The organism is Aeromonas sp. XH (genome assembly GCF_033348475.1).
Taxonomy (GTDB): Bacteria; Pseudomonadota; Gammaproteobacteria; order Enterobacterales; family Aeromonadaceae; genus Aeromonas; species Aeromonas sanarellii.
Window position 1 is genome coordinate 2,556,568 of the sequence record NZ_CP137630.1, and the last position, 15,904, is coordinate 2,572,471.

Here is a 15,904-nt window from a genome sequence, read left to right on the forward strand (position 1 = left end):
GCTCCCCTCGCCACCCCAAGGACGCACCATGAAGAGCCTGAACGACTGGATCCTGCTGGACCAGCACCCCGTCTCCCCCACCCCGCTGATGCCCGCCCCCGAGCGGATCCGGGCCGGCAACCCGAGCCAGACCCTGTGGAATCACTACTCGGACCCGAGCCAGCAGTTTCACGTGGGCTTCTGGGCCTGCGAGCCGGGCCGCTGGGCCGTGCACTACACCGAGCACGAGTATTGCCAGTTGCTGGAGGGGGAGGCGCGGATCCACGACGGTCAGGGTGGCCAGCTGCACCTCAAGCCGGGCGATCAATTCGTCATCCCGGCGGGCTTCGTCGGCGAGTGGGAGACCCTGGTGGCCTGTCGCAAGCTCTATGTGATCTTCGAACCCGCCGCGACCTGACGCGCACGTCAACCTCGTTCCCTTTTCCGGGCGACCGTGCGGTGACCATCCCCTGGCACGGCTTGACGCTTACGGCATGATTTTCTGCGGTTTTCCCGCTTGCAAAAGGGTTTTCCGCTAGGCATTGTGATTGGCGAGGAATGTAAATGGAATTTCGAGCCCAAACGTGGGGGGCTCATATAAAAATCAAGAGGATTACCGCCAATGTGTTCTATTTTCGGCATTCTGGACATCAAGACCGACTCCGCCACTCTGCGCAAATCGGCCTTGGAGATGTCCAAGCGACTGCGTCACCGCGGGCCTGACTGGTCCGGCGTCTACAGCTCCGACAAGGCCATCCTGGTGCACGAGCGCCTGGCCATCGTCGATCCGGGCAACGGCGCCCAGCCGCTCTACAACCCCGAGCGCACCCACGTATTGGCCGTCAACGGCGAGATCTACAACCACAAGGAGCTGGAGAGAAACCTCAAGGTCGATTTCCAGTTCCAGACCCACTCCGACTGCGAGGTGCTGCTGGCCCTTTACAAAGAGAAGGGCCCCGCCTTCCTGGACGATCTCAACGGCATCTTCGCCTTCATCCTCTATGACGCCGAGCAGGATGCGTATCTTATCGGTCGCGACCACATGGGGATCATCCCCCTCTACACCGGCCGCGACGAGCACGGCAACTTCTACGTCGCCTCCGAGATGAAGGCCCTGGTGCCGGTGTGCAAGAGCGTCGAGACCTTCCCGCCGGGACACTACCTCTGGAGCAAGGATGGCGAACTTAAAACTTGGTACAAGCGCGACTGGATGGAGTACGCCGCAGTCGAGCACAACGTCAGCGACAAGGCCGAGCTGAAAGCCGCGCTGGAAGCGGCGGTCAAGCGCCAGCTGATGTGTGACGTCCCCTACGGCGTGCTGCTCTCCGGCGGGCTGGATTCGTCCGTCATCTCCGCCATCACCAAGCTCTATGCCGCTCGCCGAGTCGAGGATGACGACAAGAGCGAAGCCTGGTGGCCGCAGCTGCACTCCTTCGCCGTCGGCCTGGAAGGCTCGCCGGACTTGGCCGCCGCCCGCAAGGTGGCAGACCACCTCGGCACCATCCACCACCAGATCCACTTCACCGTGCAGGAGGGGCTGGATGCCCTACGGGACGTCATCTATCACCTCGAGACCTATGACGTCACCACCATCCGCGCCTCCACGCCCATGTACCTGATGGCACGCTACATCAAGGCGATGGGCATCAAGATGGTGCTCTCCGGCGAAGGCTCCGACGAGCTGTTCGGCGGCTACCTCTACTTCCACAAGGCGCCCAACGCCCGGGAGTTCCACGAGGAGACGGTGCGCAAGCTGTCCGCCCTGCACCTCTACGACTGCCTGCGGGCCAACAAGTCCATGGCCGCCTGGGGCGTGGAGGGCCGCGTGCCCTTCCTCGACAAGGAGTTCATGGACGTGGCGATGCGCCTCAACCCCGCCGACAAGATGTGCGGCAAGGGCAAGATCGAGAAGCACATCCTGCGGGAAGCCTTCGAGGATCTGCTGCCCCACGAGGTGGCGTGGCGCCAGAAGGAGCAGTTCTCCGACGGCGTGGGCTACTCCTGGATAGACAGCCTCAAGGCCATGGTCGAGCAGGAGGTGACGGATCAGATGTTCGAGGCGGCGGCGTTCCGCTTCCCCATCAACACCCCGCTCACCAAGGAGGCCTACTACTACCGCGCCATCTTCGACGAGCACTTCCCGCTGGAGTCCGCCGCCCGCACCGTGCCCTACGGCAAGTCCGTCGCCTGCTCCACCCCGACCGCCCTGGAGTGGGATGCCAAGTTCAAGGAGATGGCCGACCCGTCAGGCCGCGCCGTGATGGACGTCCACCAGCAGGGTTACTAAGCCCCTCTTCTCCCATCGAGATCACCAAGCCCCTCCCACGAGGGGCTTTTTCATGCGTGTCTTCTTCATGTGCGTCTTCGTGGCTTAACAATGCCGTTTTTCGCATATCCCATGCCCCTGTAGCCCTTGGCGAAGGGGGTCGTTCGTGTCACATTGTTGCTGCTTGGAAGCCAAACAATAACGACACAAGGAAGAGACCATGAAACACCTGTTATTGCCCCTGGTGCTGGGCACCCTGCTGTTCAACGGCGCCGCCCGCGCGGACGAGCACTTCTGGGCCAGGGGCCTGCCCGATTACAGCCAGGGCTATGACGAGACGCGGGATCCGGCGAAAGATCTGGCCGCCGCCACCACCAGGGCGCAGCAAGAGGGCAAAAAGGTCCTGCTGCTGGTGGGGGGCGAGTGGTGCAGCTGGTGCCAGGAGATGAACCGCTTTCTGGACCGGGAGCCGGATCTTGCCAGCCAGCTCAACCGCACCTTCGTGGTGGTCAAGGTGAACGTCAGCGAGCAGAACAAGAACGAATCCTTCCTCAAAGCCTATCCCGAGTATCTGGGGGTGCCCCATTTCTACGTGCTGGACGCCCGCGGCAAGCTGCTGGAATCCTTCAACACCGGGCTGCTGGAGAAGGAGAAGAGCTATGATGAGGCGAAATTCGGCAAGTTCATCGCCTTCTTCCAGCGCCAGGAGGCTCGCAGCTGACAAGCCCCGACCATGACGCAAACACCCCGCACGGTCGCCTGACGGTGCGGGATGTTTGTTGTTTATCACGGGGGTGAAATCAGGGCTGGGCGTCCGGCTGATTGGCGGGGGCGGCCTTGATAAAGGCCTGCAGCTGCTCGCAGTTGGCGACGATACGGTTGATGGTGGGGTAGTCGTCCAGGGCTATGTTGAAGCGGCGGGCGTTGTAGACCTGGGGCACCAGCATGCAATCCGCCAGGGTTACCTCGTTGCCGACGCTGTAGACCCCGGCCGTGGTCATCAAGAGCTGCTCCAGCGCGGTGAAGGTCTCGTCGATCCAGTGGCGATACCAGCTGGCCTCCTGCTCCTTGCCCACCCTGAAGACCTCCTCCAGATAGTTGAGCACCCGCAGGTTGTTGAGGGGGTGGATGTCGCAGGCGATCATGTTGACGATCTGGCGCACCCGGGCCCGCTCCTCGGGGGCGGACGGCATCAGGGGGTGGGCGGGGTAGGTCTCGTCGAGGTACTCCATGATGGCCACCGACTGACCCACCTGCACCTCGCCGTCCACCAGAAACGGCACCAGCCCCTGGGGGTTGATCCGGCGATAGGCCTTCTCCCGCTGCTCTCCCTGCCGCAGATTGATCGGATGCTGCTCATAATCGAGCCCCTTGAGCTGCATCACGATCCGCACCCGATAACTTGCCGATGACCGCCAATATCCAAACAACTGCAACATAGTCTGTCCCTGTGTTGGCAGGTGCAAGGACACCTGCCGCTCGCCAGCCCCTGTCCCCGCCGATCCTCTCACTGCGTCTGGCTGGCGTCCGCCGGCATGACCCGCTGCAAAATGGTGCCAAACAGATTCAGTCCATTGCGATCCTGCATCGCGATGGACACTGTATCACCAAAGCGCAGGAAGGGTGTAGTGGCTTGACCCGACTCGATAATTTCCAGCATCCGCAGCTCGGCAAGGCAGGAGGATCCAAGGCTTCTGTCGTAATTGGAGACGGTACCCGAGCCGATGATGCTGCCCGCTCCTAGGGGCCGGGTCTTGGTGGCGTGGGCGATGAGCTCATAGAAGTTGAAGGTCATGTCCACCCCGGCGTTGGGCTGCCCGAACAGGGCGCCGTTGAGATGTGTCACCAGGGGCAGGTGCACCTTGCCATCGCGCCAGTCGCCGCCGAGCTCGTCCGGTGTGATGGCCACCGGCGAAAAGCTGCTGGAGGGCTTGGACTGGAAGAAGCCGAACCCCTTGGCCAGCTCCCCCGGGATGAGGTTGCGCAGGCTCACGTCGTTGACCAGCATCAAGAGCTTGATGTGGCCGGCCGCCTCTTGCGGGCTCGTCCCCATGGGCACGTCGTCCGTGATGACGGCCACTTCCGATTCGAAATCGATGCCCCACGCCTCGGAACCCATGACGATGGGACCGCGCGGAGCCAGGAATGTATCCGAGCCTCCCTGGTACATCAGGGGATCGTGCCAGAAGCTGTCCGGCATCTCGGCGCCGCGGGCCTTGCGCACCAGCTCCACGTGGTTGACGTAGGCGCTGCCATCCAGCCACTGGTAGGCGCGGGGCAGCGGGGAGAGGCAGGCTCCCTCATCGAAGGGGAAGGCATCCGGGCTGGTGCCGTCGTTGAGGGCCTGATAGACGCTTGCCAGTCGTGGCGCCACCTCGTCCCAGGCGTCCAGAGCCCCTTGCAGGGTGGGGGCGATGGCCGGCACGCGCACGGCGCGGGAAAGATCCCGGCTCACCACCATCAGGGCGCCGTCGCGGCTGCCGTTGTTCAGGGTTGCCAATTTCATGTGGAATTCCTTATTTGCCGCTGGTCTCTGGCCGCTGCCAGCTGGAGACATACTGGAGGTTCTCGACCTTCTCGCCGATCTGGCCGACGGCCAGGGCGTCCCGGGTATCGAGCATCACCGCCACCTCGTCGGTGAAGGTCTTGGTATGGGCCAGCCCTGCCGCAAACGCCTTGGGATGGGGGCCGTGGGTGAAGCCGGCGGGGTGGAAGGTGACCATGCCCCGCTCGATGTTGTCCCGGCTGAAGAAGTCCCCGGCGTGGTAGAAGAGCACCTCGTCGAAATCGTCGTTGCTGTGATAGAAGGGCACCCGCAAGGCGCCGGGATCGCTCTCTATGGGGCGCGGCACGAAGGTGCAGATGACAAAGCGGCTCGTCACGAAGGTGGAGTGGGCCGAGGGGGGCAGATGGTAGCGGTGGCTCATCAGGGGACGGATGTCCCGCCAGTTGAGGCGCACCACGCACAAGTCCCCGTGCCAGCCCTGGGCATCCAGGGGGTTGAAGGGCCAGGTGACGACCGAGACCTGGTTGTGGCGCTTGATCTGCAGCGACCAGGGGTTCTCGTCCTGCTGGGCCAGGAAACGCTCGTTGATGGCGGGCACGTCCAGTGCCGCCGGATCGAAGATGGCGTGGTTGCCCACCAGCCCCTTGTCCGGCAGCTGGTAGCTGTCGTCCGTCGCCTCGATCATCAGGATGAACAGGGGCGCCGTCGGCTCGATGCGCCACATGGTGCCACGGGGGATCACCACATAGTCCCCATCTTTCAACGTGAGATGGCCGTAGTCGCAGTAGAACTCGCCGCCCCCCTCGTGGATGAACAGCAGCTCGTCCCCGTCGGCGTTGCGCACCAGGAACGGCATGGGCTCATGCAGGCGCCAGATCCGGTAGCGGCAGTGGGGATTGCTGAGGATGTCCGGCATCACCCAGGGGGAAAGGGAACTCACCTCCTCCTGCAGCTCGTTGAGATCGAAGGCCCGCGGCCGCAGCGGCCCCTCCCAGTTGCTCCAGTCGGTGGGGGCGTGCTTGTGGTGCATGTGGGTGGCGGGGCCGAAGAAGCCGGAACGCCCCAGCTCGCGCTCGTAGATGGCCTGCTCCGGCAGATCGGCATGGGCCTGGCGGGAGTGGGTCCCCTCCCGATGGGGGAAGCTTATCCAGTTACGCATCGTTAGGTTCTCCCTTTCTCTGGCCCTGCTCGGCGCCATCCAGCACGCCACGGCGGATCTGGTCCAGCTCGATGGATTCGAACAATGCCTGGAAGTTGCCCTCGCCAAAGCCTTCGTTGCCCTTGCGCTGGATGATCTCGAAGAAGACGGGGCCGATCACGGTGTCGGTGAAGATCTGCAGCAGGATGCCGTCCTTCGTCGGCGAGCCGTCGATGAGGATGCGCAACTCTTTCAGCGCCGCCAGATCCTCCTGGTGCCCCGCCACCCGGCTGTCCACCTTCTCGTAGTAGGTGTCCGGGGTCGGCATAAAGCCGGTCCCCCGCCCTCTGAGCGTGCGGATGGTCTGATAGATGTCGGCGGAGGCGAGCGCGATGTGCTGGATCCCCTCCCCCTTGTACTGGCGCAGGTACTCCTCGATCTGGGACTTGTCGTCCGCCGACTCGTTGATGGGAATGCGGATCTTGCCGCAGGGCGCCGTCATGGCGCGGGAATGCAGCCCGGTCAGCTTGCCCTCGATGTCGAAGTAGCGGATCTCGCGGAAGTTGCCGATCCGCTCGTAGAAATTCGACCAGAGGTTCATGTTGCCGCGATGGACGTTGTGGGTCAGGTGATCGATCTCATAGAGCCCCGCATCCACCTCGGCCATGCGCGCCTGCCAGTCGGGGTAGAAGACGAAGTCCACATCATAGATGGAGCCTCGCTCGCCATAGCGGTCGACAAAGGAGAGGGTGCTCTCGCCGATGCCGTAGATGGCGGGGATGTTGAGCTCCATGGGGCCTATCTTGCCGACGAAGGGCTTGGCCCCCTGGGCAATAGCGTACTGCTGGGCCAGGCCCGCGTCCGCCACCCGAAACGCCATGCCACAGACGCTCGGGCCGTGGGCCCGGGCGAACTCCTCCGCCTGGGAGTGGGGTTCGGCATTGACCACGAAGTTGATGTCCCCCTGGCGATAGAGCCAGCACTGCTTGTGCCTGTGCCTGGCCACTTCGGCAAAACCCAGGGAGACGAACAGCGCCTTGAGGGCATCAATGCCCTTGGCATCGGGCGCCGTGTACTCGACGAACTCGAACCCGTCGGTGCCAAGCGGGTTGATGGTGTGAGTACGGGAAGAGGGGGTCGTCATGATGCGCTCCTTGCGATGAACGGATAACGAAATGGGTCACGCCGGATGACTCGACAGCAGCCAGACGGCCTTGTTAACAACTTGTTTCATTAGAGAGGCGGGCGCCGAAGATGAGAAGAGGCGGTATTCAGATAGTTTGGCGGGGATCTGCGGCAAAAAATGTAAATGAAATGTGACAACCATGTCCCAGCCTTGCGCTGCGCTCCTTGGCGCCCCACAAGGCTGTCAGCTTTGCCTTACAGGTGTCAGGTTTTCACCCTGAGGTGGGGCAAGCGGGCCCGCGCCAGTTGCAGACGGCGGCGCGTCGGATTGATGAGCCAAGCCTCTTCCCCCAACGCCAGCAGAGGCAGATCGTGCAGGCTGTCGCTCAGGGTGAGCACGGCGTCCAGGGTGAGGAGCTCGGGCTGCAACTTGTGCCTGCCGTGGCAATAACAACGCGGCACCAGACCACCGAGGCGATAGTGCATGCGTGAGCCCAGAATGCGATGGGGGAGCCTTGGCAGTTGACGATGGAGCTGGGCTCGTACCAGGGCGCGGGGGCTCGCGGAGATGACCCAGCAGCGGTGCCCCTCTCCCATCAAGAGGGCGCGCGCCTCCCGATAGAGGCCGGGCCGGGTCAGGCAGTACTCCCGCACCAGTCGGCGCCACGCCAGGGGCGAGAGCCCCAGGGTGATGGCCCACCAGATCAGCGAAATGCCGCGTCGGCGCTGGCTTGGCAGCAGATAGACAAGCCCGCCCAGCGTCATCACCGGCCACAGCAGCAGCGGCCAGAGACGGCGGCGCAGGATATGGCGCAGCAGGCCAGCATGGCTGTCACCGGGCGCCAGGGTGTCGTCAAAGTCCGCCAGGATCCAGCCGCTGGCAGGCACCTTCGCGGCGGCGGCACTCACTCGCCAAGTCCCGCGATGGCGGCGTGCAGCTCGGGTAGCAGAAACTGCGCCCCCTCGTCGGGCGGGCAGACAAGATCGAAGGGCTCCCCCGCCAGGGTGAAGGCGAGACGCCAGGCGTGCAGATAGCCGCGATCCGCCGCCGTGCCGCCGTAACGCGCGTCGCCGAGGATGGGGGCGCCGATGCTCTTCATGGCCACCCGGATCTGGTGGGTCTTCCCAGTCTGGGGCTTGATGCGATAGAGGCGCAGCCCCTCGCGCACCGACACCGAATCGAACCAGCTGATGGCGGGGTTGTTCAGGGTGCGGGCCAGCATCCAGCTGCCACCGCGCCCCTTCTCCATGTCCCCCTTCACCCAGCCCTGCTTCTTCTTCGGCTTGCGATCGGAGAGGGCCAGATACTGCTTGCTCACCTCCCTCGCCGCAAAGGCCATGCTGAGCGCACGGTTGGCCTCGGGCGTGCGGGCCAGCAGCACCAGTCCCGAGGTCATCTTGTCCAGACGGTGGACCGGATAGAGGGTGAGCCCCGTGTCCTGCTTGACCCGGCTGACCAGGCCCGGCTCACCGCCGTCGTCATGCATGCCAAGGCCTGGACTCTTGTTGATCACCATGAAATCTTTGTGTTGCAACTGTATCCGGTACATCTATAACCCTTTAGAATGTATTTTGTTAACAACTAGAATGCAGGCCTGCAGGCCATCCCCCATGGACCCTCAGCACAAGAATCGCACGAATGAAAAAATGCCTGTTTTGGCTGTTGTTGATTGGCATCAATTACGCCTCCCCCCTCCTGGCCAGTGAGCGCCCCCATGAGCTGCCGGACCGGGTGGTCTTGCAGTTGCGCTGGCTGCACCAACCCCAGTTCGTGGGCTATCACATGGCCAAGGCCAAGGGGTACTATGCCGACGCCGGGCTGGATGTCGAGATCCGTCCGGGCGGCAAGGGGATAAGCCCGGTCCAGGAGGTGCTGAGTGGCCGCGCCGATTTCGGGGTCGGCAACACCGAGGTGCTGACGAGTTACGCCAATGGTGAACCCCTGCTGGCACTTGCCAGCGTCTATCAGCACTCCCCGTCCATCTTCTTGGCCCGTCGCGACAGCGGCATTCTCACCGTTGCGGACATGCGTGGCAAACGGATCATGATGTTCCCCGGCCATCAGGACGCCGAGCTGCTCGCCACCCTCTACTATCAGGGGCTGCACGAGCGCCAGCTCATCCCGGTGCCCACCTCGGTCAACATCGACGATCTGATCGAGGGTAAGATAGACATCTTCAACGCCTACCTCAGCAACGAGCCTTTCTACCTGGAGGAGCGCGGCGTCTCGGTCTCCGTCATCAATCCCCGCAACTACGGCATCGACTTCTACAGCGACATCCTCTTCACCACCCAGACGCAGGAACAGCTCAACCCGGATCGGGTGGCGCGCTTTCGGGCCGCCAGTCTCAAGGGGTGGCGCTACGCCCTCGCCCATCCCGAGGAGGCCATCGCCTTGCTGCGCACCGAATATGGTGTCAACCGCAGCCAAGCCCACATGGAGTACGAGTTGCAGATGAGCAAGGAGATGATCCAGCCGCTCTATGTGGAGATCGGGTATATGAATCCGGATCGCTTCGCCCACATCATGCAGCAGCTGGTCGAGATAGGGCTGGTGGCCAGGCCGGTGTCCCTGACCCGCTTCCTCTACCGGGTGCCGTCCGAGCAGTGGATCTTCTGGCGCCCCTGGTTCTTGCTGAGCCTGGGAGCCGGCGCCATCATACTGCTGCTCGCCCTCTACCTGCTCGCCAACAACAAGCGGCTCTACCGGGAGGTGGCGCTGCGCAAGCAGCGGGAGCAGGAGATACTGCAGCTGGCTCGGCGCGATCCCCTCACCGGATTGCCCAATCGCCTGAGCCTGATGGAGCAGTTGAAGACGCAGGTACAGAGCGACAAGCCGGGCTGCCTGCTGTTTTGCGATCTCGATGACTTCAAGCGCATCAACGACAACTTCGGCCACAGCCAGGGGGATGCGCTGCTCTGTCAGCTGACCCGGCGGATCCACGACGCCATCGGCCATCATCACTTCTTCGCGCGCCTCGCGGGGGACGAGTTCATCCTGCTGCTGCCCGGCTACGACACCCATCAGGCGGAGGCGGTCACCGGGGTGATCCGCCAGGCCATGGAGGCCCCCTTCGTGGTGAGTGATCAACCCATGCGGGTCGGGATCAGCATAGGGGTCAGCCAGTACCAGCAAGACTGGAGCCCGGAGCAGTGGCTCATCCAGGCCGACAGGGCCATGTATTGCGACAAGAGCGGCGGCCTCATGACGCTGGCGGAACAGTCCGGCTGATGCCGCGATGGCAGATGGTGCGAAGGCCGGAGGGGGCCGGCCGAGGGGGGCATGCCCCGCATCCAACACCGCGAGCCCCGCGCCCGCAAGAGAGAGGCCACCCAGGGGTGGCCTCTTTGCATTCAGGGGATGGAGACTAGCCGAAGGTCTGCCCCAGGGACTTGAGCTGGCGCGCCTTGGTGAGCAGGATGTCGCTCGAGGCGTCCATGTCCTGCATCTTGCTGCTGTTGGTGTGGGAGTGCTGGGAGATGACGTTGACGTTTCGGCTGATGTCCTCGACCACCGCCTGCTGCTCCTCCGCCGCCGCCGAGATCTGGGTCGACAGGTCGACCACCCGCTCTATCTCCGCCAGCACCTGATGCAGGCTCTCCGATCCCTGCCGGGTCAGGGCGACGCAGGACTGGGTCTGCTGCAGGTTCTGCTGCATCATCCCCTTCCAGTTGTTCAGGGTGCGCTGGATCTGCCCTATGCTGCCCTGGATCTGTTCGGTCGCCTTGTGGGTGCGGGTGGAGAGGGTGCGCACCTCGTCCGCCACCACCGCGAAACCGCGCCCCTGCTCCCCGGCCCGCGCCGCCTCGATGGCGGCGTTGAGCGCCAGCAGATTGGTCTGATCCGCGATGCCCTGGATCTCGCTCATCAGGACTCCGATGCGATCCGACTCCTCCGCCAGTGCCACCGCGGCCGTGAAGGCATGTTCTGCCTGGGTCGCCAGCTCCGTCACCCTCTGCTGGGTATCCTCCAGCTGCTGGTCTGTGTTCTCGCAGTGGGCCTTGGCCTGGGCGATCTGGTTGTCCGTCTCCTGGATGTTGCGGGCGATCTCGTGGGCGGTGGCCGCCATCTCGGTGATGGCGGTCGCCACCTGCTGGGTCTGGATGTCCTGCTCGGCGATGTCGGCGCTGGCCTCGCTGGAGGCGGTCTTGAGGTGCACCGCCAGATCCTGCAGGGAGAGGGTGGCATCGTCCACCCGCCCGAGTACGGTGCGGATCCTGGCCTGCAGCAGCTTGATGTGGAAATCGGCGATGGCGCTGGGCTCGTCCCCCGAGTAGATGAGCCGGGTCAGGCTGTCATACTCCTCGGCCAGCTGGCGCAGATAGCGGGGGGTGGTGATGAGGGCGTGGCGATAGAGAAGGCCCAGCCACACCATGGGCAGCAGCATGAACAGGGGAGCCCACGGCCCCATCAGATAGCCGCCCCCTGCCAGCATCAGCAAGAGGCCGACGATGGCCAGCGCGGGGCGCACGGGGCGCAGGCTCAGGCCCGCCTTGCGCTCCCCCCGCTCCACCGCCTTCAGCCTGGCGTAGGTGCGGGCGGCCACTTCCTTCATCTCGGGGGTGGCGCGGCTGCGCACCGACTGGTAGCCGTTGATCCGTCCCTGCTCGAAGATGGGGGTGACATAGGCATCGACCCAGTAGTAGCGCCCATCCTTGCAGCGGTTCTTCACCATGCCGCGCCAGGGTTTGCCCTGTTTGAGCTTGCCCCAGAGATCGGCGAAGGCCGCCTTGGGCATGTCCGGGTGGCGCACCATGTTGTGGTGCTGCCCTATCATCTCCGCACGGCTGTATCCCGCCACCCGACAGAAGTGATCATTGGCGTAGGTGATGACCCCCTGCAGATCCGTGGTGGAGACCAGCTGTTCATTGGCGGGAAAATCCACTTCTTCGTTGACAAGATGAACCTGATGTTTACCCATAGCGCACGCCTCTTATGTAATGGCTCAATTAGCGTAGTCAAGCGTTCTGGTCCCAACAATATGCCCCCTCAAACAGTGGGGGCGGCCTAGGGGCAGGTTCAGGTATGACGGAGGGAGGCTCAGTGTCCCCCCGACCCGCCGAGCTCCCGCTCCCGGATGAGCCTCTTGTTCACCTTACCGACGCTGGTCCTGGGGATCTCCTGTACGATGCGGATCTGGCGGGGAATGGCCCAGCGGTTGATGCAACCGCTCTCCACGAACCCCTGCAGGTGCGTCTTGATGGCCTGGGGATCCAGGCTCACTCCCTCCTTGCCGACCACCAGCGCCAGCGGGCGCTCCCCCCACTGCTCGTCGGGTACCCCCACCACGGCCACCGAGTGGACCCCGTCGTGGGCGCTGATGAGGTTCTCCAGCGCCAGCGAGCTGATCCACTCGCCGCCGGTCTTGATCACGTCCTTGATGCGGTCCTTGATCTCCACCGTCCCCTGGGGATCGATGGAGGCCACGTCCCCGGTGTGCAGCCAGCCGCCGTCCCAGAGCTCAGCCCCCTTGCCCGGCTCCTTCAGGTAGCCCTGCACCAGCCAGGGGGCGCGCACCACTATCTCCCCCATGGCCTCGCCGTCGTGGGGCAGCTCCCGGCCCGCCAGATCGACGATGCGCAGATCCACCAGGCCGATGGGCTTGCCGGTCTTGATGCGCAGCGGCAACTGCTCCGCCATGGGCAGCGCCAGCTCCGCCTCGGTCAGGTGCACCACGCACAGGAGCGGGCAGGTCTCCGACATGCCGTAGCCGGCGTGCACCCGGATCCCCTTCTGGCTGGCCTGGGCCGCGAGGCCGAGCGGCAGCGCACTGCCCCCCAGCAGCATCTTCCAGCCCTCGAACGAGGTCTGTTTGGCCTCCTCGCAATCGAGGATCATCTGCAAGATGGTCGGCACGCAGTGGGAGAAGCTCACCCCCTCGTCCCGATAGAGGCGTACCAGCTTGTTCGGCTCGTAGCGGCCAGGATAGACCTGCTTCACCCCCAGCATGGTCGCCACATAGGGCACGCCCCAGGCGTGGACGTGGAACATGGGAGTGATGGGCATGTAGACATCGTCGGAGCAGAGCAGTGACTGTCCCGCATGGGCCGCCAGGGTCCCCAGCTCGTTGAGGGTGTGCAACACCAGCTGGCGGTGGCTGAAATAGACCCCCTTGGGATCCCCGGTGGTGCCCGTGGTGTAGAACAGGGTCGCCACCGAGTGTTCATCGAAGTCGGGGAAGTCGAAGTGATCGCCCGCCCCGGCCAGCAGCGTCTCGTACTCCCCCAGCACCGGCAGGCGGGTCGGTGTCGCTTTGTCGTCGGTCAGCTGGACATAGCCGCGTACCGTGGGCAGCTGGTGCTGGATGGTTTCCAGCACCGGCAGGAAGTCGTCGTGCACCAGCACCAGGTGATCCTCGGCGTGGTTCATCGTGAAGGCGATCTGCTCGGGGGAGAGGCGCACGTTCACCGTGTGCAGCACGGCGCCTATCATGGGCACCGCGAAGAAGCACTCGAGGGAACGGTGGCTGTCCCAGTCCAGCAGGGCGACGGTGTCGCCGGGGCCCACTCCCGCCGCCGTCAGCAGGTTGGCGAGGCGGTGGATGCGCTGCTTGAGGGTGCGATAGTCGTAGCGCAGCCTGTCTGCGTAGACGATCTCCCGCTCCGGGTGATAACGCCCCCCGGACAGCAGCAGGCTCTTGATCAGCAGCGGATAGGCGTGGGCGCCCTCTGCCGGCGCAATGATGCGGGTCTTCACCATAGGGACTCCTTTCGGTTCATGGTCACAGGCTTGTGGACTGCAGGGGAGACTCCGTCCCCTGAATGGGATGATCAGCGCTCGAAGCGTGCCAGCAGCGCCCGGGCCTCTGGCCAGGGGCCGAAGCCGCTCGCCGGATTGAGGTGCCCCACGGCGCCGACGTCGACGAGCTCGCTCCCCCAGTCGCGGGCCAGGGCGCGGACCGCCTCCGGACTCGCCAGGGGATCGTTCCGGCTCATGGCCACCAGGCTCGGGAACGGCAACCCGGTGCGCGGCAAGGGGTGCCAGCCGCCGGCCGCCATGGCCTCCTTGCTGGGATAGTGGGACGGCCAGTCGGCATCCAGATCCGGTGGCGTCACCAGCAGAGCCCCCTGGACCCTGTGCTGTCTGATTGCGCCGTACTGGGCAGCCCAGTGGGCCACCATCAGCACCCCGGCACTGTGGGCCACCAGGATCACCGGCCCCTCGATGGCGGCGAGGGCCTCCTCGATGGCCTCGACCCTGGCCTTGCAGCTCAGCTTGTCCGAGGTGAGTGGCGGCACGGTGACCACCTGCTCCAGCTCGGCGGCGAGCAGGGTCTGCCAGTGATCCGCCACGTGATCGCGCAGGCCCGGCACTATCAGCACCCTGGCCCTGGGTTGCCCTTGTTTCATCTCACTCCCCCTGTCCTGGCTATCCGGCGAGAGCCGGCCGATATGGAAGCCACAGTAAGGGGCTCGCCATTCGGCTGCTTTACCTTGGGTGCCATGGAGTTGTCTTTTTGCGACAGAGACTCGGCCGGACAAGGCGGCGATCACGGGGTCGGGACGCCATCGGAAGCGGACTGTGAGCGAGCTCACCCCCTGGGATCTGCGACTAATAGATAAGTTAATAAGCCTTCCCATGATGTAGCCGAAATGATAATAAATGGTTAACAACCAGCAGATGAGCTGTCGCCATGGGAACTGCATCATGACCCTTCTTGCCAGAGCCGCTACCCTCACCAACTACCTCGACGTCGCCCGCCAACTGGGCCTCAACACCCCCAGCCTGCTGTCCCAGGCCGGGCTCAGCGCCTCCATACTGGATGTCCCGAATCAGCGCATCCCGGTCGCCACCATCATCAACCTGCTGGAGCTCACCGCCCGCACCGGCGACTGCCAGAGCCTGGGGCTGCGCATGGCAGAGCATCGCCAGCTGTCGGATTTTGGCGAGGTGAGCCTGCTGCTGAGCTACCAGCCCAATCTGCGCGAAGCCCTGCAGGTGATGGTGCAGTACATCCACCTGTTCAACAACGCCCTGGCCATCTACATCGAGGAGGCGGGCAAGACGGTCATCATCCGCGAGGAGATCATCACCGACACCCCCATGCCGTCGCGCCAGACCACGGAGCTCGCGGTCGGCGTCATGTACCGTTTCTGCGCCTCCCAGGTCGGGGTTGGCGCCAACTGGCATCCCATCAGCGTCAACTTCACCCATGACGCGCCGGCGGATCTCTCCATCCACAAGCGGCTGTTCGGCTGCAAGCTGGAGTTCGGCAGCGAGTTCAACGGCATCGTCTGCCACGCCGCGGATCTGGACGTTCCCAATCCCCTGGCCAACCAGGCCATGGCCCGCCACGCGCGCCAGTACCTGGACACCCTGGTGGTGGAGACCCAGCAATCCCTGCTCACCGACGTGCGCAAGGCCATCTACCTGCTGCTGCCCATGGGGCGCGCCACCATAGAGCAGATCGCCCGCACCCTGGGGATGAACGTGCGCACCCTGCAGCGCCACCTCGAGGAGAGCGGCGCCACCTTCAGCGAGCTGGTCAACGAGGTACGTCGGGACCTGGTGATGCGCTACCTGCAAAACTCCGGCTATTCGCTGGGCCACATCGCCGACATGCTGGGTTACTCCATGCCGAGCTCCTTCACCCGCTGGTTCAACGCCCAGTTCGGCATGCCGCCGGCCACCTGGCGCACCCGCAACAAGATAGTGCCCAAGGCGACCCAGAACGTGCGCACCAGCCTGGCCTACGGCTAGGCCAGTCAGCTCTGTTGCCAGAGGTTAACGAGGGAGGCCAGTGCCTCCCTCTTTGTATTCCCCTCTCCTGGCGGCAGGAGCCACCGCCTATCAGCACGGGGATCAAGGTAGCGACATCCCCTACCCTGTTCATCCCGCACATTTCCACCATAGCGCCCAAAAGAAGAGGGAGGCCTGACGCCTCCCTCT

Annotated in this window: 14 protein-coding genes; 5 read left to right on the top strand and 9 right to left on the bottom strand. The window is 64.2% G+C overall.

The annotated features are described in order from the left end of the window. Window positions 1-28: 28 nt before the first annotated feature. The 3 genes from R2B70_RS11830 to R2B70_RS11840 all read left to right on the top strand — a co-directional run bounded on the left by R2B70_RS11830 (window position 29) and on the right by R2B70_RS11840 (window position 2,966). Window positions 29-397 (top strand): cupin domain-containing protein, encoded by a 369-nt coding sequence (locus R2B70_RS11830; RefSeq protein ID WP_111911474.1) that lies wholly within the window; start codon window positions 29-31, stop codon window positions 395-397. A gap of 204 nt (window positions 398-601) precedes the next feature. Continuing rightward, window positions 602-2,266: an asparagine synthase B gene (gene asnB / locus R2B70_RS11835; RefSeq protein WP_216990474.1), complete on the top strand. Its 1,665-nt coding sequence runs from the start codon at window positions 602-604 to the stop codon at window positions 2,264-2,266. A gap of 199 nt (window positions 2,267-2,465) precedes the next feature. Next, complete coding sequence (locus R2B70_RS11840) at window positions 2,466-2,966, top strand: thioredoxin family protein (RefSeq protein WP_318161556.1); 501 nt, start codon at window positions 2,466-2,468, stop codon at window positions 2,964-2,966. 79 nt (window positions 2,967-3,045) lie between these two features. Here the strand turns inward: R2B70_RS11840 and maiA are convergent, their stop codons facing one another. From maiA to R2B70_RS11870, 6 genes are all read right to left on the bottom strand, one after another. After that, window positions 3,046-3,684: a maleylacetoacetate isomerase gene (gene maiA / locus R2B70_RS11845; RefSeq protein ID WP_318161557.1), complete on the bottom strand. Its 639-nt coding sequence runs from the start codon at window positions 3,682-3,684 to the stop codon at window positions 3,046-3,048. Between the two features lie 68 nt (window positions 3,685-3,752). Further along, window positions 3,753-4,751, bottom strand: a complete 999-nt coding sequence (locus tag R2B70_RS11850; RefSeq protein ID WP_318161558.1) for a fumarylacetoacetate hydrolase family protein — start codon at window positions 4,749-4,751, stop codon at window positions 3,753-3,755. 10 nt (window positions 4,752-4,761) lie between these two features. Further along, window positions 4,762-5,910, bottom strand: a complete 1,149-nt coding sequence (locus R2B70_RS11855) for a homogentisate 1,2-dioxygenase (RefSeq protein WP_318161559.1) — start codon at window positions 5,908-5,910, stop codon at window positions 4,762-4,764. Further along, window positions 5,903-7,033, bottom strand: coding sequence for a 4-hydroxyphenylpyruvate dioxygenase (hppD, locus tag R2B70_RS11860; RefSeq protein WP_042078506.1), 1,131 nt, complete (start codon window positions 7,031-7,033; stop codon window positions 5,903-5,905). The genes R2B70_RS11855 and hppD overlap by 8 nt, the downstream gene beginning before the upstream one ends. A 245-nt stretch (window positions 7,034-7,278) precedes the next feature. Further along, complete coding sequence (locus R2B70_RS11865; protein ID WP_318161560.1) at window positions 7,279-7,923, bottom strand: HAD family hydrolase; 645 nt, start codon at window positions 7,921-7,923, stop codon at window positions 7,279-7,281. After that, window positions 7,920-8,564: a TIGR01621 family pseudouridine synthase gene (locus R2B70_RS11870; RefSeq protein ID WP_318161561.1), complete on the bottom strand. Its 645-nt coding sequence runs from the start codon at window positions 8,562-8,564 to the stop codon at window positions 7,920-7,922. The genes R2B70_RS11865 and R2B70_RS11870 overlap by 4 nt, the downstream gene beginning before the upstream one ends. An 89-nt stretch (window positions 8,565-8,653) precedes the next feature. On the opposite strand from R2B70_RS11870, the gene R2B70_RS11875 reads away from it, so the two are divergent. Continuing rightward, on the top strand, window positions 8,654-10,246 hold the full coding sequence (locus R2B70_RS11875; RefSeq protein ID WP_318161562.1) for an ABC transporter substrate-binding protein: 1,593 nt from the start codon (window positions 8,654-8,656) through the stop codon (window positions 10,244-10,246). 136 nt (window positions 10,247-10,382) lie between these two features. Here the strand turns inward: R2B70_RS11875 and R2B70_RS11880 are convergent, their stop codons facing one another. The 3 genes from R2B70_RS11880 to R2B70_RS11890 all read right to left on the bottom strand — a co-directional run bounded on the left by R2B70_RS11880 (window position 10,383) and on the right by R2B70_RS11890 (window position 14,364). Beyond that, window positions 10,383-11,936, bottom strand: a complete 1,554-nt coding sequence (locus R2B70_RS11880; protein WP_042078511.1) for a methyl-accepting chemotaxis protein — start codon at window positions 11,934-11,936, stop codon at window positions 10,383-10,385. Between the two features lie 119 nt (window positions 11,937-12,055). Beyond that, window positions 12,056-13,714: a fatty acid--CoA ligase gene (locus R2B70_RS11885; protein ID WP_042078512.1), complete on the bottom strand. Its 1,659-nt coding sequence runs from the start codon at window positions 13,712-13,714 to the stop codon at window positions 12,056-12,058. A gap of 71 nt (window positions 13,715-13,785) precedes the next feature. After that, the gene (locus R2B70_RS11890) at window positions 13,786-14,364 is read right to left on the bottom strand and encodes an RBBP9/YdeN family alpha/beta hydrolase (protein WP_042078513.1); all 579 of its coding nucleotides are present in this window, start codon (window positions 14,362-14,364) and stop codon (window positions 13,786-13,788) included. 298 nt (window positions 14,365-14,662) lie between these two features. On the opposite strand from R2B70_RS11890, the gene R2B70_RS11895 reads away from it, so the two are divergent. After that, window positions 14,663-15,715: an AraC family transcriptional regulator gene (locus R2B70_RS11895; RefSeq protein ID WP_318161563.1), complete on the top strand. Its 1,053-nt coding sequence runs from the start codon at window positions 14,663-14,665 to the stop codon at window positions 15,713-15,715. The last annotated feature ends 189 nt before the right edge of the window (window positions 15,716-15,904 follow it).

Coding starts and splice junctions, on each gene's coding strand:
- R2B70_RS11830 (WP_111911474.1), top strand. CDS start 29: ATGAAGAGCCTGAACGACTGGATCCTGCTGGACCAGCACCCCGTCTCC.
- asnB (WP_216990474.1), top strand. CDS start 602: ATGTGTTCTATTTTCGGCATTCTGGACATCAAGACCGACTCCGCCACT.
- R2B70_RS11840 (WP_318161556.1), top strand. CDS start 2,466: ATGAAACACCTGTTATTGCCCCTGGTGCTGGGCACCCTGCTGTTCAAC.
- maiA (WP_318161557.1), bottom strand. CDS start 3,684: ATGTTGCAGTTGTTTGGATATTGGCGGTCATCGGCAAGTTATCGGGTG.
- R2B70_RS11850 (WP_318161558.1), bottom strand. CDS start 4,751: ATGAAATTGGCAACCCTGAACAACGGCAGCCGCGACGGCGCCCTGATG.
- R2B70_RS11855 (WP_318161559.1), bottom strand. CDS start 5,910: ATGCGTAACTGGATAAGCTTCCCCCATCGGGAGGGGACCCACTCCCGC.
- hppD (WP_042078506.1), bottom strand. CDS start 7,033: ATGACGACCCCCTCTTCCCGTACTCACACCATCAACCCGCTTGGCACC.
- R2B70_RS11870 (WP_318161561.1), bottom strand. CDS start 8,564: ATGTACCGGATACAGTTGCAACACAAAGATTTCATGGTGATCAACAAG.
- R2B70_RS11875 (WP_318161562.1), top strand. CDS start 8,654: ATGAAAAAATGCCTGTTTTGGCTGTTGTTGATTGGCATCAATTACGCC.
- R2B70_RS11880 (WP_042078511.1), bottom strand. CDS start 11,936: ATGGGTAAACATCAGGTTCATCTTGTCAACGAAGAAGTGGATTTTCCC.
- R2B70_RS11885 (WP_042078512.1), bottom strand. CDS start 13,714: ATGGTGAAGACCCGCATCATTGCGCCGGCAGAGGGCGCCCACGCCTAT.
- R2B70_RS11890 (WP_042078513.1), bottom strand. CDS start 14,364: ATGAAACAAGGGCAACCCAGGGCCAGGGTGCTGATAGTGCCGGGCCTG.
- R2B70_RS11895 (WP_318161563.1), top strand. CDS start 14,663: ATGACCCTTCTTGCCAGAGCCGCTACCCTCACCAACTACCTCGACGTC.